Annotated in this window: 24 protein-coding genes; 15 read left to right on the forward strand and 9 right to left on the reverse strand. The window is 38.7% G+C overall.

The genetic code is table 11. The features are described 5' to 3' along the window. The first annotated feature begins 4 nt into the window (after positions 1-4). The 8 genes from CGC57_RS03240 to rpmF all read left to right on the forward strand — a co-directional run bounded on the left by CGC57_RS03240 (position 5) and on the right by rpmF (position 7,306). Positions 5-682 carry a DUF2625 domain-containing protein gene (locus CGC57_RS03240; protein WP_095897938.1) on the forward strand — a complete coding sequence of 226 codons (678 nt, stop codon included), beginning with the start codon at positions 5-7 and terminating at the stop codon, positions 680-682. 66 nt (positions 683-748) lie between these two features. Continuing rightward, positions 749-1,612 carry an ATP synthase F1 subunit gamma gene (atpG, locus tag CGC57_RS03245; RefSeq protein WP_095897939.1) on the forward strand — a complete coding sequence of 288 codons (864 nt, stop codon included), beginning with the start codon at positions 749-751 and terminating at the stop codon, positions 1,610-1,612. Between the two features lie 52 nt (positions 1,613-1,664). Continuing rightward, the gene (locus CGC57_RS03250; RefSeq protein WP_095897940.1) at positions 1,665-2,903 is read left to right on the forward strand and encodes a pseudouridine synthase; all 1,239 of its coding nucleotides are present in this window, start codon (positions 1,665-1,667) and stop codon (positions 2,901-2,903) included. Positions 2,904-2,927: 24 nt separating this feature from the next. Continuing rightward, positions 2,928-3,953, forward strand: a complete 1,026-nt coding sequence (gene ruvB, locus CGC57_RS03255; protein ID WP_095897941.1) for a Holliday junction branch migration DNA helicase RuvB — start codon at positions 2,928-2,930, stop codon at positions 3,951-3,953. A gap of 181 nt (positions 3,954-4,134) precedes the next feature. Continuing rightward, positions 4,135-5,676, forward strand: a complete 1,542-nt coding sequence (locus CGC57_RS03260; RefSeq protein WP_095897942.1) for a sensor histidine kinase — start codon at positions 4,135-4,137, stop codon at positions 5,674-5,676. A 45-nt stretch (positions 5,677-5,721) separates the two neighbouring features. Then, positions 5,722-6,477 carry a response regulator transcription factor gene (locus tag CGC57_RS03265; RefSeq protein ID WP_095897943.1) on the forward strand — a complete coding sequence of 252 codons (756 nt, stop codon included), beginning with the start codon at positions 5,722-5,724 and terminating at the stop codon, positions 6,475-6,477. 90 nt (positions 6,478-6,567) lie between these two features. Continuing rightward, positions 6,568-7,101: a YceD family protein gene (locus tag CGC57_RS03270; protein ID WP_095897944.1), complete on the forward strand. Its 534-nt coding sequence runs from the start codon at positions 6,568-6,570 to the stop codon at positions 7,099-7,101. 10 nt (positions 7,102-7,111) lie between these two features. Beyond that, positions 7,112-7,306, forward strand: a complete 195-nt coding sequence (rpmF, locus tag CGC57_RS03275; RefSeq protein ID WP_002681079.1) for a 50S ribosomal protein L32 — start codon at positions 7,112-7,114, stop codon at positions 7,304-7,306. 73 nt (positions 7,307-7,379) lie between these two features. Here the strand turns inward: rpmF and CGC57_RS03280 are convergent, their stop codons facing one another. After that, the gene (locus CGC57_RS03280) at positions 7,380-7,787 is read right to left on the reverse strand and encodes a DUF5606 family protein (protein WP_002681042.1); all 408 of its coding nucleotides are present in this window, start codon (positions 7,785-7,787) and stop codon (positions 7,380-7,382) included. 30 nt (positions 7,788-7,817) lie between these two features. Continuing rightward, entirely contained in the window at positions 7,818-8,399 is a 582-nt protein-coding gene (gene def, locus CGC57_RS03285) for a peptide deformylase (protein ID WP_095897945.1), read from the reverse strand. Positions 8,400-8,529: 130 nt separating this feature from the next. Here def and CGC57_RS03290 point away from each other — a divergent pair, with 130 nt between their 5' ends. The 3 genes from CGC57_RS03290 (at position 8,530) to CGC57_RS03300 (ending at position 11,473) form a co-directional block, all read left to right on the forward strand. After that, positions 8,530-9,237, forward strand: a complete 708-nt coding sequence (locus CGC57_RS03290) for a metal-dependent hydrolase (protein ID WP_095897946.1) — start codon at positions 8,530-8,532, stop codon at positions 9,235-9,237. 138 nt (positions 9,238-9,375) lie between these two features. Beyond that, positions 9,376-11,088, forward strand: coding sequence for a M23 family metallopeptidase (locus tag CGC57_RS03295; protein WP_095897947.1), 1,713 nt, complete (start codon positions 9,376-9,378; stop codon positions 11,086-11,088). Between the two features lie 7 nt (positions 11,089-11,095). Then, a complete protein-coding gene (locus CGC57_RS03300) occupies positions 11,096-11,473 on the forward strand; it encodes a RidA family protein (protein ID WP_002681047.1) in 378 nt (125 codons plus the stop codon). Positions 11,474-11,583: 110 nt separating this feature from the next. On the opposite strand, the gene CGC57_RS03305 is transcribed toward CGC57_RS03300, so the two are convergent. Beyond that, positions 11,584-12,765, reverse strand: coding sequence for a C1 family peptidase (locus tag CGC57_RS03305; RefSeq protein ID WP_002681020.1), 1,182 nt, complete (start codon positions 12,763-12,765; stop codon positions 11,584-11,586). Positions 12,766-12,864: 99 nt separating this feature from the next. On the opposite strand from CGC57_RS03305, the gene CGC57_RS03310 reads away from it, so the two are divergent. Next, positions 12,865-13,509, forward strand: a complete 645-nt coding sequence (locus CGC57_RS03310; protein ID WP_002681031.1) for a hypothetical protein — start codon at positions 12,865-12,867, stop codon at positions 13,507-13,509. A 91-nt stretch (positions 13,510-13,600) separates the two neighbouring features. Here the strand turns inward: CGC57_RS03310 and CGC57_RS03315 are convergent, their stop codons facing one another. Both CGC57_RS03315 and tsaD read right to left on the reverse strand, forming a co-directional pair. After that, the gene (locus tag CGC57_RS03315) at positions 13,601-14,383 is read right to left on the reverse strand and encodes a class I SAM-dependent methyltransferase (RefSeq protein ID WP_088594793.1); all 783 of its coding nucleotides are present in this window, start codon (positions 14,381-14,383) and stop codon (positions 13,601-13,603) included. Positions 14,384-14,461: 78 nt separating this feature from the next. Continuing rightward, a complete protein-coding gene (gene tsaD, locus CGC57_RS03320; RefSeq protein ID WP_095897948.1) occupies positions 14,462-15,478 on the reverse strand; it encodes a tRNA (adenosine(37)-N6)-threonylcarbamoyltransferase complex transferase subunit TsaD in 1,017 nt (338 codons plus the stop codon). A 139-nt stretch (positions 15,479-15,617) separates the two neighbouring features. Here tsaD and sucC point away from each other — a divergent pair, with 139 nt between their 5' ends. The 3 genes from sucC (at position 15,618) to metE (ending at position 21,056) form a co-directional block, all read left to right on the forward strand. After that, a complete protein-coding gene (gene sucC, locus CGC57_RS03325; RefSeq protein WP_002681011.1) occupies positions 15,618-16,811 on the forward strand; it encodes an ADP-forming succinate--CoA ligase subunit beta in 1,194 nt (397 codons plus the stop codon). 79 nt (positions 16,812-16,890) lie between these two features. Next, complete coding sequence (ggt, locus tag CGC57_RS03330) at positions 16,891-18,597, forward strand: gamma-glutamyltransferase (RefSeq protein ID WP_095897949.1); 1,707 nt, start codon at positions 16,891-16,893, stop codon at positions 18,595-18,597. Positions 18,598-18,755: 158 nt separating this feature from the next. Beyond that, positions 18,756-21,056 (forward strand): 5-methyltetrahydropteroyltriglutamate--homocysteine S-methyltransferase, encoded by a 2,301-nt coding sequence (gene metE / locus CGC57_RS03335; RefSeq protein WP_095897950.1) that lies wholly within the window; start codon positions 18,756-18,758, stop codon positions 21,054-21,056. Positions 21,057-21,259: 203 nt separating this feature from the next. On the opposite strand, the gene CGC57_RS03340 is transcribed toward metE, so the two are convergent. The 4 genes from CGC57_RS03340 to CGC57_RS03355 form a co-directional block, all read right to left on the reverse strand. Next, positions 21,260-21,607, reverse strand: a complete 348-nt coding sequence (locus CGC57_RS03340; RefSeq protein ID WP_232034021.1) for an SMI1/KNR4 family protein — start codon at positions 21,605-21,607, stop codon at positions 21,260-21,262. Beyond that, entirely contained in the window at positions 21,576-22,154 is a 579-nt protein-coding gene (locus CGC57_RS03345; RefSeq protein ID WP_095897951.1) for a hypothetical protein, read from the reverse strand. Before CGC57_RS03345 ends, CGC57_RS03340 begins: the two co-directional genes overlap by 32 nt. A gap of 101 nt (positions 22,155-22,255) precedes the next feature. Then, positions 22,256-22,465 carry a membrane protein insertion efficiency factor YidD gene (gene yidD, locus CGC57_RS03350; RefSeq protein ID WP_002680684.1) on the reverse strand — a complete coding sequence of 70 codons (210 nt, stop codon included), beginning with the start codon at positions 22,463-22,465 and terminating at the stop codon, positions 22,256-22,258. Continuing rightward, positions 22,465-23,274, reverse strand: a complete 810-nt coding sequence (locus tag CGC57_RS03355) for an enoyl-ACP reductase FabI (RefSeq protein ID WP_095897952.1) — start codon at positions 23,272-23,274, stop codon at positions 22,465-22,467. Before CGC57_RS03355 ends, yidD begins: the two co-directional genes overlap by 1 nt. Between the last annotated feature and the right edge of the window lie 41 nt (positions 23,275-23,315).

Here is a 23,315-nt window from a genome sequence, read left to right on the forward strand (position 1 = left end):
TTAAATGAAAACCTTAAAAGAGCTCATTAATACCGAAGAGCCTGGCTGGGACTTAGTGCAAGAATGGTTGCAACAGGCTACCAATCCTTATGAAATACTCCCTCGCAATATCAAACGTGCTGAGGAAGAATTGGTAAGAGCGCAGATAACTACCCGTTCTCCTATGGGCGCAATCATCTACGAAACAGGTGGTATTCTCATTGATGGTGGTTGGATACGTATTTTGGGTTCTGGCTGTGAAAGATTGCAAAGAGGTATAATGGAATGGAACAAAGGTAAATCGTTTGATAATTATGGTGAACAACCTCGTTTCCTCCTCATTGCCGACGATGTGCTCGGAGGGTATTTCGCTATCAATGGAGGTGGGCTCAGTGAAGAAAGTATAGGCAAAATATTCTATTTAGCCCCCGATACATTGCAGTGGGAAGATATGGATTGCACCTATTCCGATTTCCTTAATTGGGCTTTTGCAGGCGACCTACAAATGTTCTATGAAGGTTCTTATTGGAATGGTTGTAAAGAAGAAGTAGCGCAAGCCAATGCCGACAAAGTCTTTTCGTTCTTTCCTCCACTTTGGACAAAAGAAGGTAAAGACCTTGAAAACAGCAGCCGAAAGTTAGTTCCTATAGAAGAGAGCTATGCACTCACACTTGAATTTCAAGCACAATTAAATAACAAATAGTTAATGATTAGTGGTAAATATGGTATATAGAGTTCACCTCTTACCTCTTATCTCTTACCTAATAAAATGGCAAATTTAAAAGAAATACGTAGCAGAATTTCATCAGTAAGTTCAACGATGCAAATCACAGCAGCGATGAAAATGGTGTCAGCAGCCAAATTAAAAAAGGCTCAAGATGCCATTGTGGCGATGAAACCTTATGCTTATAAACTCAAGCAGTTGTTAGAACACCTTAGCGCTGCTTTGGGTGATGAGAACGTTTATAACCCACGCAAAGGAGAGGTAAAAAAAGTACTTTTAGTACCCATCACTTCCAACAGAGGACTCTGTGGGGCATTCAATGCCAGTGTGATAAAAAAGACTTTAGAATTACAACAAACTACCTATAAAGGTAAGCTCGTACAACTCTATACCATAGGGAAAAAGGGTAATGATGTGCTAAGAAAATATGACAATATTATAGCTCATAACAGCGATATTTTCGATAAACTCACCTTCGCTACAGCTGCTACTTTGGCTGAAGAACTGATGGAATTATACACTTCAGGTAAATACGACCAGATTGTATTGGTGTACAACAGCTTTAAGAATGCAGCTACTCAAATCCTTACAGAAGAAACTTTCTTGCCTATTCAACCTATAGCTACTAAATCAAAAGCTAAAGAACTAAACACAGATTATATTTATGAGCCTTCTAAGCAAGAAATTGTAGAAGAACTCATCCCACGTTCGCTAAAAACAGAAATTTTTAAAGCATTACGCGACTCAGTAGCTGCTGAGCACGGTGCTCGTATGACAGCTATGCACAAGGCTACCGACAATGCTCAAGACCTTAAAAACGAGCTTATTCTCACCTACAACAAAGCCCGTCAGGCTACTATTACTGGTGAAATTATCGAAATTGTAGGAGGTTCTGAAGCCTTAGCCTAAAATTTGTAGAGGCGAATAACAATTCGCCCTTAATAGAGAGATTTAATTTTATATGGAAAACAAAAAATTTAACAACAACTACAAGAAGAATAGCTATTCCTCTAATGGGAATTCAGAGAAAAAGCCTTACAATTCTTCTTACAACAGCGGTAACAATCGCAACAACAGCAATAGTTCATTCAAAAAGAAAACTTACGGACAGAACGAAGGACGCAGTTACAACAACAGCGGAAACCGCTATGACAACAGCAACCGCTATGATAACAATAGCGGTAATCGTTATGAAAATAATGGTGGCAATCGTTATGAAAATAACGGTGGCAATCGTTACAACAATAGTAACAATGGTTATAACTCAGAAAACAGAAAATCATATAATCCTAATTTCAAAAAGAATGAGGGATATAGTAAACCTAACAACTATAACCGTAACGAAGGCTACAATCGTAACGAAAGTTATAACCGCAATGAAGGTTATAAGCAAAACGATAATTATAAAAAACCTTTCAACAAGAAACCTTATAACAATACCTACAAGCCTCAAAACAACGCTCCTATAGACTATCCTACTGTTACTCCAGCTGAAGTACGTTTGAACAAATATATTGCTGATGCTGGTATATGCTCTCGCCGTAATGCCGATATGTATATTTCATCAGGTAATGTAACTGTGAATGGTGAAGTGATGACAACCCTTGGCTACCGCGTAAAACCTACCGATGAAGTTCGTTTTGATGGCAAACTCCTTTCTTCTGAAAAGAAAGAATACATCTTGCTCAACAAACCTAAAGGTTTTATCACCACCACCAATGATGAGAAAGGACGCAAAACTGTGATGGATTTGGTGGCAAATGCTACCAATGCACGTATCTTGCCTGTAGGTCGTTTAGACAGAGCTACTACAGGTTTGTTATTGCTCACCAATGATGGTGAACTTACCAAAAAACTCACCCACCCCACTCACGGTGTGCGCAAAATATACCACGTAATCCTCGACCGCAAACTCGACTACAAGGACTTTATGAAAGTACAAGACGGATTAGAGTTAGAAGATGGCCTTATTGAAGTAGATGAAATCAGCTATGTAAACGATAAACCTAAAAATGAAATAGGTATTAAAATCCATAGCGGTCGCAATCGTATTGTACGCCGTATTTTTGAACACTTAGGCTATCAAGTAGAAAAACTCGATCGTGTAGTTTTTGCTGGGCTCACTAAAAAAGATTTACCTCGTGGTCATTGGCGTCGTCTCACTCAGCAAGAAGTAATCAATCTTCGCAATATGAAGTGATGCTATCTTCTAAATCTTAAAGGCTTGAATAAAAACTTAGATCCAAATAAAGAAAATTATTCGGCGCAAGAACTTGATATAGAAAGAGCCTTGCGCCCTTTGTCGTTTGATGATTTTGCGGGGCAAGAAGCAGTTTTAGAAAATCTAAAAGTATTCGTAAAAGCTGCTAATATGCGCCACGAAGCGCTTGATCATACTCTTTTTCACGGACCTCCAGGGCTCGGAAAAACTACCCTCGCTCATATTTTAGCTAACGAATTGGGCGTAGGTATCAAAATCACTTCAGGTCCTGTACTCGATAAACCTGGTGATTTAGCTGGATTACTCACTAATTTGCAAGAGCGTGATGTACTTTTTATCGACGAGATACACCGCTTGAGTCCCGTAGTCGAAGAGTATCTCTACTCAGCTATGGAGGACTACAAGATTGATATAATGATAGAGTCAGGACCCAATGCCCGTACTGTACAAATCAACCTCAATCCCTTTACACTTATAGGAGCAACTACCCGTTCAGGGCTACTTACAGCTCCTATGCGTGCGCGTTTTGGTATTCAAAGTCGATTGCAATATTATTCTACTGAACTTTTAGCTGATATCGTTCAGCGTAGTGCTTCCATCCTCAAAGTCCCGATTTCTATGGAAGCTGCTATAGAATTAGCAAGTAGAAGTAGAGGTACTCCACGTATTGCCAATGCCCTTTTGCGTCGCATTCGCGACTTTGCTCAGATAAAAGGTAATGGTCAAATAGACATTGCTATTACCCGATTTGGACTCAAAGCCTTAAATGTAGATGCACACGGATTAGACGAGATGGACAACAAAATCCTCTCCACCCTCATCGATAAATTTAAAGGAGGTCCCGTGGGAATCACCACTTTGGCAACCGCTGTATCCGAAAGTGCTGAAACTATTGAAGAGGTATATGAACCCTTCCTCATTCAAGAAGGTTTCATTGTACGCACCCCTCGCGGACGTGAAGTAACTGAGTTGGCTTACAAACACTTAGGAAAAGTACATCCTGCAAAACAGGGAACACTTTTCGACTAAACAAACAATATGCAGTTAACAAAAAATTCCTTAAAGTAACATTATACTTTAAGGATTTTTTTATAGATTTTAAAGGTTTCACCTTTTATTTACTTAGAATTTCGAAACTTTTTATTTTAATGATAAAAGTTTTTTTAAGACTTATTATTGTTTTTTTAATATTTTGTATTAACTTTGCGCGATGAATAGACGTTTATACATAGTAGCTTTAGTCCTCACAAGTTTATCACTTGTAGGAATCATCTTCATTCAAGGATATTGGATTAAGATGGCTATTGATGATAAAGAAGAGGCTTTCACTTACTCTATTCAGCAGGTTCTCAACAATGTAGTAAAGAAAATTGAGCAAGATGAAGTAGATAAATATGTAGCTCAAATCATTTTTTTAAGAGAAAATGACAGCACTCTCAAACTTAGAGATCCTCTTTTGCACGACTTTATTTTTATACAAAACAACAAAGATAATAGAGAAACTTTTGCTTACAATCACGGGGTTTTAGATGAAGATTATGAACTACCCATAACATCTACTTATTCATCTAATAATGATTTAGGAGGTATTTTAAACACCGAAGAATTAGACGCCAATTCATATTTAGTAAAAGCTTATGAAAAACTAAGTGAATTGCCTGAAATAGAGCGCTTGATGATTGAAGAATCGTTTAAGAGTATTATTCGCCAACAATCTATAAGCGAGCGAGTATCGCTCCCTCAGATTCAAAAACTTATTGAAAAAAAATTAGATAAAAGTGATCTCAAATTACATTTTGAGTTTGCTATATACAATAAAAACGTACTTTCAAAAGTACATTCTAAGTACTTTGAACCCAATGAAACCAAAGAATACAGAGCCCCACTTTTCGGAGCTAATAGTAACGACGATTCTTTTTATGAATTAGCTGTAATATTCCCTCAACGAGAGCGTTTTGTATTGTCATCAATTATAGAGATAGCAAGTCTTTCTACTGTTTTTATGCTTATCATTATTGCGGTATTTATTATTACTTTAAACCAATTAGTTACCCAGCGCCGTATTTCTGAAATAAAAACAGATTTTATCAACAATATGACTCACGAGTTCAAAACTCCTATCGCTACAATGAACTTAGTACTCGATACTCTCAAGAGCCCTATTGCACTAAACAACCCCGACAAGGTAATGCATTACGTGAAAATCCTTAAACAAGAGAACAAACGAATGCTCACCCAAGTTGAAAATATCTTGCAAATATCACGCCTTGAAAAAGGTAATTTGCAATTAGAACGTGAACCTTTAGATGTACACGACCTCATCACAAATGCTATCACCCACGTACAAGTGATGCTCAACGAACGAGGTGGAGTGATACACACTCACTTTTTGGCAGACAACAGTGATATATCAGCTAATGAATCGCATCTTACTAATGTATTTATAAATATAATTGAAAACGCCATCAAGTATTCACCTGAAGCTCCTATCATAGACATTTATACTGAAAATATTAAAAATAGAATCCTCATCCGCATCAAGGATAAAGGTCAAGGAATGAGCAAACAAGCTGCCAAATATATTTTCGATAAATTCTATAGAGAACATACAGGTGATCTGCACAACGTAAAAGGACACGGCTTAGGGCTTGCTTATGTAAAAAGCATTGTAGAATACCATCAAGGAAGTATTTATGTAGAGAGTGAAAAAGGTAAAGGATCTACTTTTTTTATCAAGCTACCCATAATATGAGTGCTATAAAATAAACTCAAAAAATAACTAAAAACAAATAAAAAAATGAATATGAACGGAAACTATTACCCTGCCAAACCTTCCTCTGAGGATAAACGCATCCTCTTAGTGGAAGATGATCCTAACTTTGGCACTGTACTCAAAGACTACTTAGTAATGAGTGGCTTTGATGTAACCTTAGCTAAAAATGGTATGGAAGGCTTTGAGCTTTTCAAAAAAGAACTCTTCGATATGTGCATTCTCGATGTAATGATGCCTTACAAAGATGGCTTTACCCTTGCAAGAGAAATCCGTGAGAAAAACGAAAAAATCCCTATCATTTTCCTTACAGCTCGCACTATGCGCGAAGATGTAATCAAAGGATATAAATCTGGTGGCGACGACTACCTCAACAAACCCTTCGATTCCGAAATTCTCTTAATGAAAATACGCTCAATGTTACAACGCAAAAACATTGAGACAATGGTCGACAACAATAAGTTTGAGTTTGAAATAGGTAATTTCTTCCTCAATACTAAATTGCGTATCCTTAAATACAAAGACGAAGAGCCTATGAAACTCTCCCCTAAAGAGAATGAACTCTTGCGACTCCTCGCTCTACATACTGATGACTTTATGTCACGAGAACTCGCCCTTTCTAAAATATGGAAAGACGACAACTATTTTACCTCTCGCAGTATGGACGTATATATCGCTAAACTGAGAAAATTACTCAAAAAAGATGAGAAAGTAGAAATTCTAAACATCCACGGTGAAGGTTTTAGATTGGTTGCCAACAAAGATGCTGACGGCTTTATTTAGGAACTTTTTTACTTTTTTTTTGGTAGTTCACTGAAAATTCTTACCTTTGCGCCTCAAAAGATAGGCAATCAACTACTGAACTTATAGAAAATGAGAAAGTTAAAAGATTATACTATTTCTTTTGCAGGCTTAAAACAAGGAAAACATCAGTTTATTTACAACATTGATAAGAAGTTTTTAGAGCTTTTTAATTTTGATGAAATAAACGATACTCAACAAACTATCACTGTAGATTTAGAAAAAAAGAGCAACCTTATGGAATTGCACTTTCACAACAAAGGAACAGTGAATGTGAATTGTGATGTTTCTAATGAACCTTTTGATTTACCTATAACTGGTGAATTGTTCTTGGTAGTAAAATTCGGTGAAGAATACAACGATGACGACGAAGAGTTACTAATACTCCCTCACGGCGAACATCAATTAGAGATAGCTCAATATCTTTATGAACTCATTGTACTATCAATCCCAGCAAAACGCGTACATCCTGATGTAATCAATGGTTCGATGCACTCCGAGGTGTTAGACAAACTTGAAGCATTAGCCCCAAAAGAAAACCATATAGCTCCACAAGCTATAGACCCAAGATGGGAAAGTTTAAAAAAATTAATAACTGATAAATAAATATTAAGCAATGGCACATCCTAAGCGAAGACAATCAAAAACAAGAAGAGATAAGAGAAGAACTCACGATGTAGCAGTACTTCCACAAATTGCAAAAGACCCTACAACGGGCGAAAACCACTTGTACCACCGTGCACACTGGCATGAAGGTAAACTTTACTATCGTGGACAAGTACTTATTGACAATACTGAAAACGCTGAGTAATCAGTAGCTTTCATACAAAAATGAAGTTTAAATGAAAAAGAGGCTGTAAGAATTAATTCTCACAGCCTCTTTTTTATGCTTCTTCCTCAGTTGGAGTTTCTTCTAAAAATCCTTTGCTGAGTAGGAGATTATACCATTGTATTACTTTTTTAATATCACTAGCATATACGCGGTCACGATCGTAGTTAGGAAGTACTTTAGAAAAATAAGACTCTAAAGTAGCTCCATCAGATTTTGCTGATACACTTGCTTCTTTACCTTCTTCTAAAGTTTTCATACTTTCAAACACTTCACTAAGGGGCACTTCTTTTTCCATAGTGTAGATAGCAATTTCTGATAATAAACTCACATTGTTGCGAATTCCTACCGAAATACGTTTATCATCGGCTAAAGAAGTAGCTAAAAATCCTGTACGCGTTTGCGTTTCTAAATGATACAAACCTGGTTTTCCCGATATGGCAAGTATTTTCGTTAAATTCATTTTTATATTTTTAATATTGATTACTTATTATTACTTAGCATTTGAAAATTTCATTCTGTAATCTACCTTCACTTTCCCCTTCATAATATTGTTCAATTTAGTTTTGATAAGCTGTTTTTTAAAGGCTGAAAGTTTGTCAGTAAATAGTATGCCCTCTATATGGTCATACTCGTGTTGAACAATGCGAGCTGCCAAACCATCAAGAGTGAGTGTTTGAGGTTTAAAATCCTCATCAAGGTATTCAATAGTGATTTGCTTGTGGCGGCTCACATCTTCACGCACCCCTGGAATACTGAGGCACCCCTCATTGAAATTCCATTTATCACCTGTTTCTTCAGTGATTTTGGCATTGATAAAAGTTTTTTGAAAGGTTTTCAAAAACGCTTGTTCTTCAGGCGTTAAGTCATCGTCCTCAGCAAACGGAGAGGCATCTACTACAAACAAACGTATAGCAAGCCCTACTTGTGGGGCAGCCAAGCCTACACCATAAGCGTGACGCATAGTGTCGTACATATTGGCGATAAGCACTTTAAGCTCAGGATAATCAGGGGTAATATCCTCTCCTACTTTCCTGAGCACAGGGTCGCCGTATCCTATAATAGGTAAAACCATTGTGATATTTTTTTATTTTGCGGGGGCAAAGATAAGAATAATTAGCTAATTCGCCAATTATTAAATTATTTTGCACTTTAAAAAATAATTCACTACCTTTGCCTTGTTGATAACTTATAAAAAAATCATTATGAAAGTAACTTATTTAGGTCATGCTTGCGTGAATATAGACATTGATGGGACTCATTTTCTTGTAGACCCTTTTATTAGCCCTAACCCTTTGGCTTCACACATTGATATAAACTCTATCAAAGCAGATTACATCCTCATCACTCACGCCCACGGTGACCATATTGCCGATGTAGAAGCTATTGCTAAACGCACAGGTGCTCAACTGATTACCAATCCCGAAATTCTCACTCACTACGAAAAATTAGGGCTTACTGGTCACGCTATGAACCTCGGTGGCTCTCACCGATTTGTAGATGGCAAAGTGAAAATCAAGATGATTAAAGCCGAACATTCTTCATCTTTCCCCGATGGTTCTTATGGGGGTAATCCTGCAGGTTTCTTGATTGATTGTAATGATGATACTATCTACATTTCAGGAGATACCGCCTTGCATTACGATATGAAAATTATCCCTCACCAATACAAAGTGAATTTAGCTATTTTCCCTATCGGCAACAACTATACTATGGGAGTGCGCGATGCCCTTACAGCTGCTCGTTTTGTAGAGGTAAACAACGTGCTGGGCGTACATTACGATACCTTTCCTGTAATCAAAATTGATAAAGATGCTGCTAAACGCAAATTCAAAGACGACCATCGTCGCCTTCACCTCTTAGAAATAGGAGCTTCCTTAGATTTAAAAGATTTAAAAGTTAGTACCTTATAGGTATTAGTTGTTAAATAATAACTATTAAACTTTGTTGAAATTTAGAGATTTCAACAAAGTTTTTTTGTAGATTTTACAAATTGACAAATTATTCTTACTTTTGCGCCGTTTTATATGCAAAACTTTTATTAGCAAAGAATGAAAAAACTTATCACTTATCACTTAACTATCCTCTTATCTCTTATTTCTTACTCCTTACCTCTTACCTTAAAAGGTCAAGAATTTAAACCCATCATTCCTCTGAATACCAAACCTTTACTCGCAGGTACTTTTGCCGAATTGCGCCCTAATCACTTCCATGGCGGTATCGACCTAAAAACTGAAAGTCGCGAAGGATTGCAAGTATTAGCTGCCGATAAAGGCTACATTTCTCGTATCAAAGTAAGTCCGTATGGTTATGGTAAAATGCTGTATATCACTCACCCTAGTGGCTATGTAACTACTTATGGACACTTGCAAAAATACGCTCCCGAAATAGAGGCTTTTGTAAAACAAAAACAATACGCACAACAAACTTACGACATCGATATTATCCTCAATGAAAAACAATTTCCCGTAGCACAAGGCCAATGGGTAGCCCTCAGCGGTAACACGGGGGGTAGCCAAGGACCTCACTTACACTTTGAGGTGCGCGATACCAGCGACAATGGCTGGAATCCACTGCTTTTTGGTTTTAAAGACCTCATTGAAGATACTACTCCTCCCGAAATTATAAACCTCTATGGTTATTCACTCGGCAAAGATGCTCAAATAGAAAGCACTCAACTCCCCCGACAAATTAACAAAACTTTACAAGCCGACCGCACCTACCTCACCGATAATATCAGTGCTATTGGTACTATTGGATTTGGCATTCAAGGTTTTGACCGCCAAAATGAGACAATGCACCGGAATGGCATCTACAAAGTAACCCTTCTGCTCAATGGAGAGGTGCAGTTCCAAACTGTTTTAGACAAGGTAAATTTCAACGACACTCGCTACCTCAACGCCTTGATAGATTATGAAATGTACACTCAAAAAAGAGGTATGGTACAACGCCTTTACAAACTGCCTAACAACCGTTTGGACGTCTACCCTACCCCTCCTACCAAAAGCAATTTTGGCTATCTTACTATAGAAGAAGGTAAACAATATACTGCTACTATTATAGCTGAAGATTTCAAAGGAAATTCCACTACAATAAATATTCCTATAGAAGGTAAACGAGAAATATTAAAAACGCCGCGCCCTGAGCCTAAAGGTAACAAACAAGTGGTAGCAATTCGCGACAACTACTATGAGTTAGAACACGGCAGTGTCTATCTACCTGAAAATACTCTTTATGAAGATTTACAAATGCTCATCACCAGCAAAAAGGATTCTATTACCGTAGGTGATCACCGTATTCCTGCTCAGAAATACTTTACTATAACAATAAAAGACGATAGTTATACGCCCGAAGAAGCTAGCAAGATGTTCCTATCACGTGGCGGCAGCTATGAACCTACAGTTTATAAAGATGGTGTATTTACAGCACGTGCGCGCAACTTTGGTACTTTTACCTTGCGCAAAGATGTAACTGCTCCTACTCTCAAAGCCGTGAATTTCAAAAATGGTGGTATCGTAAAAGCCGATACTCTCAAAATTTTAGTAAGCGATAATTTAAGTGGTTTTTCTTCTTGTTCAGCAACCCTTAATGGTGAGTGGATACTTTTTGAATACGAACCCAAAAACAAATGCCTTACTTTCCATTTTAGTGATATTGATACTACTAAAACTGATAAATACGAGCTCATCGTAAATGCGAAAGACAAAGTAGGTAACATAGGAACTCTAAAAGCAAACTTTACCAAAATAACGACTAATAACTAATAGCTATATGAAACATATCATTTTTACAGAAAAAGCGCCAGCACCAATAGGCCCTTACACACAAGCGGTAAAAGCTGGCAACACGCTCTACGTATCAGGACAAATTCCTGTAAATCCTACAACAGGTGAAGTAGTAAAAGGCATAGAAGCTGCTACCGAGCAAGTGATGGAAAACCTCAAAGCCATTCTCACCGAAGCAGGAGCTACTTTTGAGAATGTAGTAAAAACCACTATTTTCTTAGCCGATATGGGGCAATTTGCGCAAGTAAATAGCGTATATGCACGCTATTTCAACGAGGCAACAGCACCCGCACGCGAAACTGTGCAAGTAGCTCAATTGCCTAAAGCCGTAGAAGTAGAAATTTCTTGTATTGCTGTATTGTAGTAATACCGTGTAGAGAAAAAAATCCCCGCAAGACTTATAGTAAATCTTGCGGGGATTTGTTTTGTATTTATTTCCTATGAAAGAAAATTAGCAATTTCGTATTACTAATACTATTTTTTCCACCCTTTGAGGATATCGTTAGGCACTCCGCCTTTGTGAAGCATAATGGCAGTTGTTTTGAACTCTACAAAGGCTTTAGTTACATACAAGTAGCCTTCATAATCGTTGCGCAAGCCCCAAGAGTTTTTCACGATGTAGTACTCACGTCCGTTTTGGTCTTTAGCAAGCCCTACAATGTGCATTGCGTGGTCATCGGTAGTTTGATAGTTGTCAAAATCACGCTGACGCATCTCGGGGGTGATGGTTCTCTCGGCAGTAGGAGGATTAGAAAAAAGATACAAGGCTTCCTCGTTACTCATCTCACTCACTTCTTTTTCAGGCACAAAAGCCACTCCGTTTTTCCAACTGAAATAACGCTCACTCACATCGGCTGCCCACGCTACAGTATAACCTTTTTTAAGAGCGTTGTCAATGGTTTTTGTAAGGTCGGTCATTGCGATATTGTAAGCGTAATCAAAGCTCCAGTTATCGGGTACTGCCATAAATACATTTTGGTATTTAGGTTGGTCGGCATACGATACCATTTCTATATAGTCGGCAGGATTGATACCTACGCGCTCTTTAGCAAAACTCTGAGGAGTATATTTTTTGCCTTCATACATAAAACTTTCGGGCACTGCACCTAAATAAGCATCGATGGTCGCGGTGAAAGCAGGTAACCAATTAGGAGTGAGTTTATTCTTTTTCTCTCCGTTCTTTAGCATTCCTTCAAGAAATCCTTTCAAGATAGCGTGTAGTTCACCAAAATCATTGCGGGTAGTACCATAGTGCAAACCTGTATAAACATTTTGAGGTACAGCACCATATTTGGCGTACATATTAATTACATCGTGGAGCTCTCCTCCTTGTCCATAATCTAAATTTCCGTGCATACGCACGTATTGTTTAGCTTTTTCGATATAGCAATTGCGAGCAGTGAAGATTTCAGCAAGGTCAATAGGCTTTTTGCCCATACGCTTCATTTCACTTTCAATAAACGAAGCCCCTGCATAGCTCCAGCAAGTGCCGCTGCTACCTTGGTCTTTCACGTCGGTGCGTTCGAGGTTGATAACGGTAGTAAACTTAAAACCAGCGTTTTCTGAGTGGTTACCAGCTACCGATTTGATAAGGTCGTCCTGTGCAGTTCCTATAAAAAAGGAAGATAGCGCTACAAATAATGTAATGTTTTTCATAAAAGAATACTTAATAATGAAGCGCAAAGGTATGAAACAATTACCAAAATAGCAAATTTGGCATAATTATAGCTATAAAAAAGTAAATGCTCAAACATTATGAAATATTTATGCTTGTACATATTACTTTTATTAGGATGCTTAGCTGCTCAGGCTCAACCGTTTGAAACACGGAAAAAAGATGAGAAGGTTGTCATTCCTTTAGAAAAATCACCTGAGCTGGAGTACAAGGGTAGCCCTATCAATCTGCGGGTAGCTCCTAAAAAAGAAAACAACCCTTGGATGAAGGTGCCCGAAAAAAGCATTGATTTTACAGGAAAAAGCAATTTAGTACAGCGTAAAGTAGAGTTCAAACCTAATTATGAGGTACTGAACGACCATAAGCGAGAAGATTACGAAGCACCTAAAGGCGACCAGTTTTTTGGTGACTTCACTAATAATGGAAAGTTTGTAAATGTATATTGTCGCGACTTCGCTGCTATTGATGGCGATCGAGTGAGTTTATATGTGAATGGAGTAGAAGAAGTTCGCGACATTTTTCTCCTTGGAGAGTTCAGAGGTTTTAAAGTAGAATTAAAACCTGGCTTCAACAAAGTAGAGTTTTTAGCGCTCAACCAAGGCGAATCGGGTCCTAATACAGCCGAGTTTATGGTGTTGGATGACAAAGGCAATACCATTATACGCAACCGTTGGGATTTAGCAACAGGATCAAAAGCGCAACTCGTAATTGTAAAAGACCAATAAAAGAGAAGAATTATTTTTATTTGTTACTTTTTTTAGCTCATATTTTTATAGGAAATTTCCTATAAAGATATGAGCTTTTTTGTAAAATCGTTTAAAGGGGTTTTTGAACAACAAGAGCTATAGCATCTAAGTTCTTTTGGTGTTTTCTAAACGTTTTCTTCATATTCATCACGCGTTTGCGCAAATCGGGGTGGGTAAAGAGATTGAAGAAGAATTTAAGCGTGCGGAATATCCCTTCATCTTGCCATACACGCTTGTTTTCAAGTAGGAGCATTGCGTTGTGCTGTTCTTTCACCACCTTAAAACCTTGCTCTTCAAAAAGAGCTTTCCACTCACTAGGGGTCATTGGGCGTGCGTGCACACGTATATTGGCACTTAGTTCTTTAAAAACATCGTTTTTCACCTCGTCGCTCACATTGTCTGGCTGTAAGCCTAATTCGTGAATAGCGTAATAACCTCCTGGTTTGAGTATCCTAAAAGCCTCTGCAATAATAGCTTTTTTGTGTTCAAGAGGTTGCATAGTGAGCATTGCCTCTCCATACACTTTATTAGCAAAAGCATCAGGAAGTGTAGAAGCAGCGGCATCAGCTACAATCACACGTGCATTTTCATAGTGAATATTCTTTTTAGCCAAAGCAGCAGCTGCCTCATTCATATCTACTCCCGTATAGCTGAAAGGCTTGTAAGAACAGGCTATATTAGCCGTAAATCCTAAGCCTGGGGCAAACTCTACAATATCATCTTTGGAGGTAATCTCTAAGTTTTTTACTAACCATTCGCTGAGTACTCTTCCTCCTGGGCGCAACACTTTCTTGCCGAGTTTGGCGAGAATCCAGTGCCCTTGTTTTTCATTTAATGATGTTTCTGTCTTCATCGTTTCAATGGTTTTTATAATTTAGGAGACAAAAGTACGAATTTATTTTGAATGTTTCAAAATAAATTAACAAATCTGCTAATTAAAAGAAAGTCGCGCTTGGGCAGTTACTTCTTGTGCTACAAAATTTCCTTCTAAAAACTTGTGATAACCTACGATACCTATCATCGCTGCATTATCAGTACAATACTGAAATTTAGGCACAAAGGTTTGCCAACCGTATTGCTGTCCTAAAGCTGTGAGAGCATTGCGAATACCCGAATTAGCCGATACTCCCCCTCCAATAGCCACTTGCTTGATACCAGTTTCTTTTACAGCTTTTTTGAGTTTGCTCATCAGTATTTCCACAATCGTGTGTTGTACTGAAGCACAAATATCAGCTAAATGTTCAGTTATGAAATTAGGATTTTCTTCTGTGTTTTTCTGTATGAAGTAGAGAATGCCTGTTTTAAGTCCCGAAAAACTGAAGTTAAGACCTGATATTTTAGGTTTAGAAAAGCTAAAGGCTTTAGGGTTACCCTCTTGGGCGTATTTATCAATGAGAGGTCCCCCAGGGTAAGGAAGTCCTAATATTTTAGCAGTTTTGTCGAACGCCTCCCCTACTGCATCATCAAGAGTTTCGCCTAGCACCTCCATATCAAAAAAACTGTTTACCTTCACAATTTGGGTATGCCCCCCGCTGATAGTCATTGCGAGAAAAGGGAACTCGGGTTTCGGCTGACCCTCCTCTATAAAATGTGCCAAAATATGTGCCTGCATGTGGTTCACTTCAATGAGTGGGATATTTAGTCCCATTGCCAGCGATTTAGCAAATGAAGTCCCCACGAGCAACGACCCCATCAAACCAGGTCCTCTGGTAAAGGCAATAGCCGAGAGTTCTTCTTTGGTTATTCCTGCTTTTTTGAGCGCTTGAGCCACTACGGGTACTATGTTTTGCAAGTGAGCGCGTGAAGCCAATTCTGGCACTACCCCACCGTATTGTTTATGAACCTCTTGGTTTGCCACCTCATTAGAAAGTACTTTATCATTACAAAGCACTGAGGCAGAAGTGTCATCGCAAGAAGATTCTATAGCTAATATATAGGTATTTTTCATTCTTTTCTGTTTAAAATGCAAAAGTAAGGATTATTTGTCAATTAGCAAATTAGCAATTTTTAGAAGTATTATTAATTATTTTTTGCTAATTAATAAATTGTTTCGTATCTTTGCCGAATAGTTACCAAATTATTCTCGTATGAACTTACACGAATACCAAGGAAAGGAAATCCTTTCAAGTTTTGGGGTGCGCGTACAGCGTGGCATCGTTGCTCAAACCCCCACCGAAGCAGTAGAGGCTGCCAAACAACTCACCGAAGCCACTAATACTCAGTGGTATGTGGTAAAAGCACAAGTGCACGCCGGAGGGCGCGGTAAAGGCGGCGGCATTAAGTTAGCCAAAGGTTTAGACCAAGTAGAGCCTATCGCTTCTCAAATTATAGGTATGCAACTCGTTACGCCTCAAACGCCACCTTCAGGAAAAAAAGTACATCAAGTGCTCATCGCCGAAGATGTATATTACCCTGGAGAAAGCGAACCTAAAGAGTTCTATATGTCGGTACTATTAAACCGTGCCAAAGGTAAGAATATGATTATGTATTCTACCGAAGGGGGAATGGATATTGAGGCAGTAGCCGAAAAAACACCTCATCTTATCTTCACCGAAGAAATTGACCCTGCCGTAGGGCTCTTACCTTTCCAAGCTCGCCAGATTGCTTTCAACTTAGGAGTTACTGGTGACGCTCAAAAAGAAATGGTAAAATTCGTAACAGCTCTCTACAATGCTTATGTATCTTCTGATGCGAGCTTGTTTGAAATCAACCCTGTTCTAAAAACTTCTGATAATAAAATAATGGCAGTAGATGCCAAAGTAACTCTTGATGACAATGCGCTCTTCCGTCACCCTGAATATGCAGCTTATCGCGACACTCGTGAGGAAAACCCTGTAGAAGTAGAAGCTAAAGCCGTAGGTCTCAACTATGTCGCTCTCGATGGTAACGTGGGCTGTATGGTAAATGGTGCTGGACTCGCAATGGCTACGATGGACTTAATCAAACAAGCGGGTGGTTCACCTGCTAACTTCCTTGATGTAGGGGGTACCGCCGATGCCAAACGCGTAGAAGCTGCTTTTCGCATTATTCTCAAAGACCCTAATGTAAAGGCTATCCTCATCAATATCTTTGGTGGTATTGTGCGTTGCGACCGCGTAGCTCAAGGAGTTGTAGATGCCTACCAAAATATGGGCGATGCTATCAAAGTGCCTATCATCGTGCGTTTACAAGGTACTAATGCCGAACTTGCTAAAGAAATTTTAGACAATTCAGGCTTAGCCGTTCACTCAGCAATCCTCTTCCAAGAAGCTGCTGATAAAGTGAAGGAAGTGCTTAGCTAATAATCACTTAAAAATTGTACATTCAACTTTGCCAAAGTTTTGAACTTTGGCAAAGTTCATTTCTAAAAACAGAAAACTTATGATAAAAAGAATTTTCTCTATCCTCACTGCTATAACCTTACTCATAAGTTGCCGCAATACACCTACTGAAAAACACACCTCTCCCGAAAAAGGAGTAGTAGCCACACACGCTATGGTGGTGAGTGCCAAAGAAGAAGCCTCACAAATAGGTCTTGCTATCCTCAAAAAAGGCGGAAATGCTTTCGATGCAATGGTGGCTACCGAACTTGCCTTAGCTGTAGCTTACCCCAATGCTGGCAATATAGGCGGCGGCGGCTTTATGGTGTACCGTTTAGCTAATGGCGAAAAAGGTGCTTTAGACTATCGCGAAAAAGCTCCTGCTAAAGCGCATCGCGATATGTATTTAGACAAAGATGGCAATGTCATCCCCGATAAAAGTACATTAGGCGCTTTATCAGTAGGTGTACCAGGTACTATCGCTGGCCTCTTTGCAGTACATCAAAAGTTCGGGTCGCTACCTATTGGCGAACTTATACAGCCTGCTATTGATTTGGCGCGCAAAGGGGTGCTTATCACCGAACTGCAAGCCAATTTTTATATGAATAAGAATGTTGACCTCATCAAGCAGGCAAATAACTATGTTACTCCTTTCGAAAATGGTTGGAAAGCGGGTGAACGCTTCAAATACGAGGAATTTGCGCAAACCTTAGAACGCATACGCGATAATGGGAAGGCAGAATTTTACGAGGGTGAAACAGCCAAACGCATTGTTAGCTATGTGCAAGAACTTGGAGGTATCCTCTCATTAGACGACCTTAAAAACTACAAACCTCAATGGCGCACGCCTGTTACTTTCACCTATAAAGATTACACGGTCAATTCTATGCCTCTCCCCTCAAGCGGAGGCATCTGTTTGGCACAGATTCTCAAAAGTGTAGAACCTTATAATATAGGTCAGTATCCTCATAACGGCGAGCAATACATTCAGTTATTAGTAGAAGCCGAACGCCGTGCTTATGCTGATAGGGCTTACTATATGGGTGACCCCGACTTTGTGAAAGTCCCTACTGAAACGCTCCTCTCTCCCGATTATCTCAAAGAACGTATGAGTAGTTTTTCGTGGGAGAAAGCGAGCAAATCAAGTGAGATAGCACACGGCAAAATAGCAGGTTACGAAAGCAATGAAACCACTCATTACTCTATTGTAGACCGTTTTGGTAATGCCGTAGCGGTTACTACTACCCTCAACACCAATTATGGCAGCAAGGTATATGTGAAAGGTGGAGGTTTCTTCCTCAATAACCAAATGGATGATTTTAGCATCAAACCTGGTGAACCCAACACTTATGGTTTAGTAGGTTCTGAAAAAAATGCCATTGCCCCTAATAAACGTATGCTCAGCTCTATGAGCCCTACCATTATAGAAAAAGGAGGAAAACTCTTTATGGTAATTGGCACCCCTGGTGGTTCAACAATTATCACCTCAGTATTACAATGTTTTCTCAACGTAGCCGAATATGGTATGACGATGCAAGAATCGGTGAGTAAACCGCGTTTTCACCACCAATGGCTACCCGATGATGTGATGTATGAGCCCAACGGTTTTGCTCCCGAGGTCATTGCCAAACTCAAGGCTAAAGGTTATAAACCTCGTGAAGAAAACTTTGTTATCATTGGTAAAGTAGACGCTATTTTAGTACAACCCGATGGCAGTTTAGAAGGTGGTGCCGACCCTCGTGGTGATGATACAGCTGTAGGGTATTAAAATTAAAAAACAGAATTAAAGAAAATAGTAATTATTTCTTTTACAATATTAAAAAACAGAAAAATATCCCATTTTAACTACTAAAATGATTTTTTTAATACATTATTTTGGTAGATTGATAAAATATTGTAGTTTTGCACTTTAAATAAGAATTTTATATGAAATCAAACGTATTAGGTTATCCTCGTATTGGTGAAAAACGAGAACTAAAAAAAGCCAATGAGTCTTTCTGGGCTGGTAAAATATCAGAAGAAGAACTCCTTGCTGTGGCTGAAAATATTCGTGTTCATAACTGGACACTACAAAGAGAAGCAGGGGTAGACTTGATCCCTTCTAACGACTTTTCTTTCTATGACCAAATGCTTGACTTTTCGTTTACAGTAAACGCTATTCCTGAGCGTTTTGCTCCCATCCATCAGTTGAGCAATTTGGAGCGTTATTACGCTTTAGCACGTGGCTATCAAAAAAATGGTATCGACATTACCGCTATGGAAATGACCAAATGGTTTGATACCAACTACCACTATATAGTACCCGAGTTTACTAAAGACCAATCTTTCCGTATATTGGTAAACAAACCTTTGCAAGAATACAACTTGGCTAAAAAACACGGTTTTGACACTAAACCTGTGCTTATCGGATTGGTAACTTACTTGCTTCTCGGTAAAGAAAAAGAACAAGGTTTCCACCGCTTAGACTTGGCTGATCGTCTATTGCCTGTGTATGTACAAATTGTACAAAGTTTAGTAGATGCAGGTGCTAAAACTATTCAAATAGACGAGCCTTACTTAGCTCTCGACCTTCCTGAAGGTGCTGCCGATGTATACAAAAAAATATATACCGAACTAAGAAGCAAATTCCCTACTACCGAATTTATCCTCACTACTTACTTCGGCGCACTCGATAACAATACCGAATTAGCTGTTTCATTGCCTTTCAACGTATTGCACATTGATTTAGTGCGTGCAGCAGCTCAACTTGACAAAGTGCTCAAAGCTCTTCCTGCCGATAAAAAACTATCACTTGGAGTAGTAGACGGACGTAATATTTGGAAAAACAACTTCGAACACTCATTAGCATTGATTGAGAAAGCCAAAGAAGCTATCGGTGCTGACCGCCTATTGATAGCTACTTCTTGCTCATTATTGCACTCTCCTTGCAACCTCGAACTCGAAAACAACGAGAAAGTACTTACCCCTGAAATCAAACAATGGTTGGCTTTTGCTAAACAAAAAGTAAAAGAAGTAACTACTTTGCAAGCAATTGCTAACGGACAAATAACTCCTGAGGTGAAAGCTGTTTTTGAAGAAAACAAAAAAGCAGCTGAAACGCGTAAAACTTCACCGCTTATCCACGACAACAAAGTGAAAGAACGCGTGAACAACATCACTGCCAAAGACGATGTGCGCCACAGTCCGTTCAACGAGCGTAAAGTAGCACAACACAAAGCGTTGAACTTACCTCTCTTCCCTACAACTACTATTGGGTCATTCCCTCAAACCGACGAGGTACGCAGCTGGCGTGCTCGCTTCAAAAAAGGAGAACTCACTCAAGCCGAATACGATAAGCTATTGGAAAAAGAAATTGAAGAGTCTATCCGTTTTCAAGAAGATACCAATATCGATGTACTCGTACACGGCGAATTTGAGCGTAACGATATGGTGGAATACTTTGGCGAATTGCTAAAAGGATATACCTTCACTAAATTCGGTTGGGTACAAAGTTATGGTTCACGTTGCGTAAAACCACCGATTATCTTTGGTGATATTTCACGCCCTGAACCAATGACTGTACGCTGGAGCAAATACGCACAATCGCTTACCAAATTGCCAGTAAAAGGTATGCTTACAGGACCTGTAACTATCTTGCAATGGTCGTTTGTACGTGATGATCAACCTCGTTCTCAAACTTGTTTACAAATAGCCTTGGCTATCCGCGATGAAGTAGTAGACCTCGAAAAAGCGGGCATCAAAGTTATTCAGATTGACGAACCAGCTATCCGCGAAGGATTGCCATTGCGCAAAAGCGAATGGAAAGCCTACTTTGATTGGGCAATCAAAGCGTTCCGCATTTCAGCTTCAGGTGTGAAAGACGAAACCCAAATCCACACCCATATGTGCTATTCCGAGTTCAACGATATGATTGAAGCTATCGCCGATATGGACGCCGATGTGATTACCATAGAGTGTTCACGTTCACAAATGGAACTCCTCGATGTATTTGGTGACTTCAAATATCCTAACGAAATAGGACCTGGGGTATACGATATTCACTCACCACGCGTACCTTCACAAGAGGAAATGACCAACTTGATGAAGAAAGCGATTTCGGTAGTGCCAAAAGAGCAATTGTGGGTAAACCCCGACTGCGGACTTAAAACACGCCACTGGCCAGAAACCAAAGCAGCTCTTCACGCAATGGTTGATACCGCCAAAGAACTTCGCAATCTTTACAAATAAGAAATAAGAAGTAATAAATAAAAAAAGCAATGTGCAGAAGATGTACATTGCTTTTTTGTTTGTAAATTTCTAAAATCTACTAACAATACTAATAATCATCTGCTAATTCTAAGAAATCCTCAAAATATTCATCAAAAGAATTGAATAGAAGTGTAGGTTTGCTCATTACAAAATTACCGTCTTTATTACAATGTATTTCAGCATCATATACTTTTGAATCGTTGAGAGTATCTGTTTTTTGAGACTTTATATAGAATCAAGTATTCATTAATTTCGTAATTGAGTACGAGAAAATCGTCGGGGACGTTGAGTTCTTCTCTCAACTGTTTGGTGAGTTCTACCACAGGATATGATAATGTTCCATCTTCTTTGTAAACTCCATTGATATAAGTATCTCCAAAGTTACAAGAGCCACATTCGTTCAAGAACTTTACATACGCTTTAGGAAGTAATACTCCTAAAGATGTTTCTACAATTTGAATTTCTTCGGCAGTAGCACCTTCACAGTATTCAAATTCATCACTCTGTTGTAGTTTCTTTAGATAATTCATTAGATATAGGTATTTGATTTTGTTCTTCTCTTTTAAATACGAAAGTATCGTAATAGGTGTTGAAAAATTGTATTAAAAACACAGCGCCTTGTAGGTCTCTATACACTTCTACTAATAAATTACCGTCTTTATCAGGAGCTATGCGTATTCTATCGATATCCACTCCTAAATAAATAGGTATAAACGGATAGATTCTAAACCTATTATAACGCTGCCAAAAGTTCTTTTTCTGTTTACCTTTGAATCCAGCCCTCATCGTAACGGTGGTTGTACTATCCTTTACTTTTTGGTAACTCACATAAAGCGAATCGGCTTTTACTTGCAATTTGAATTTACTTGAAGATTGTGCTTTTTCTTGATATTCTTTAGGTAGTAACGGAAAGAACAAAGGTGTTTGCTTTTCTATAGGTTCTGAATACACATAGTACGTTCCCTCATTAAGAGTCTTAATAGCAGCTTCATCCATAAGAGCTGTCATTTTAGGGCGTTGTACTGTTTTACACGAAAACAACAGTAAAGATAATACAATAAAAATAATAGTTCTCATAAAGTTTAGATATTTAATGATGCTAATTACAAGTACAAAAGTATAAAATAATCAGTTACAAAAAAAGCAAAGCGAAGATTCAATTTCACTTTGCTTTTTTGTTAAGGTACAGGGTCGTAGCCGCTACCTCCCCAAGGGTGGCAACTACATATACGCTTGATAGCCAACCAACCTCCTTTGAAAAAACCATATTTTTGTAGGGCTTCCAAAGTGTATTGAGAGCAGGTGGGGGTATACCTACAAGTAGGCGGTTTCAGTGGTGAAATAGCTACCTGATAAAAGCGTACCAAATAAATGAAAAGGTATTTCATTATTTACCAAATCTTTCAATTACCTCTTGGCTTACACCTGTATTAGAGAAACCTCCGTCGTGGAAGAGATTTTGCATTGTTACTTTGCGAGTAAGATCAGAGAAGAGAGATACTGTATAATCAGCACAATCTTGAGCGGTAGCATTGCCCAGTGGTGACATCGCATCGGCGTAGGCAATAAAACCATCAAATCCTTTTACACCTTGTCCTGCGGTGGTAGCAGTAGGTGATTGTGAAATGGTGTTCACGCGCACTTTTTTATCTTTACCAAAGAAATAGCCAAAGCTACGCGCAATAGACTCTAAGTAGGCTTTGTTATCAGCCATATCGTTATAATCAGGGAAAGTGCGTTGAGCTGCCATATAAGTAAGGGCAACGATGCTACCCCACTCGTTCATTGCATCGTTCTTGTAAAGCACTTGGCATACTTTGTGGAAAGAAAGTGCTGAAACATCCCAACCTTTCTCGGTATTCATATAGTTAGACTCGGTATAAGGGATATTTTTACGCACATTCACCGACATACCAATAGAGTGCAACACAAAATCCAACTTGCCCCCTAAAATTTCCATTGCTTTAGTTACCAAGTTTTGGAGGTCGTCCATATTGGTAGCATCGGCAGGAATAATTTCAGAACCAGTTTTTTCGGCTAAGTTTTTTATTTGTCCCATACGCATTGCCACGGGAGCATTGGTAAGTACAAACTTACCGCCTTCTTCGTGTACGCGTTCTGCTGTTTTCCAAGCAATAGAATTTTCATCTAAAGCACCAAAGATGATGCCTCTTTTTCCTTTTAATAAATTGTACATAATTCTTTCTTTTTATAAGGTGAAATTTGTTTCTGTGGGGC

Source organism: Capnocytophaga sputigena (genome assembly GCF_002302495.1).
GTDB classification, from domain to species: domain Bacteria; phylum Bacteroidota; class Bacteroidia; order Flavobacteriales; family Flavobacteriaceae; genus Capnocytophaga; species Capnocytophaga sputigena.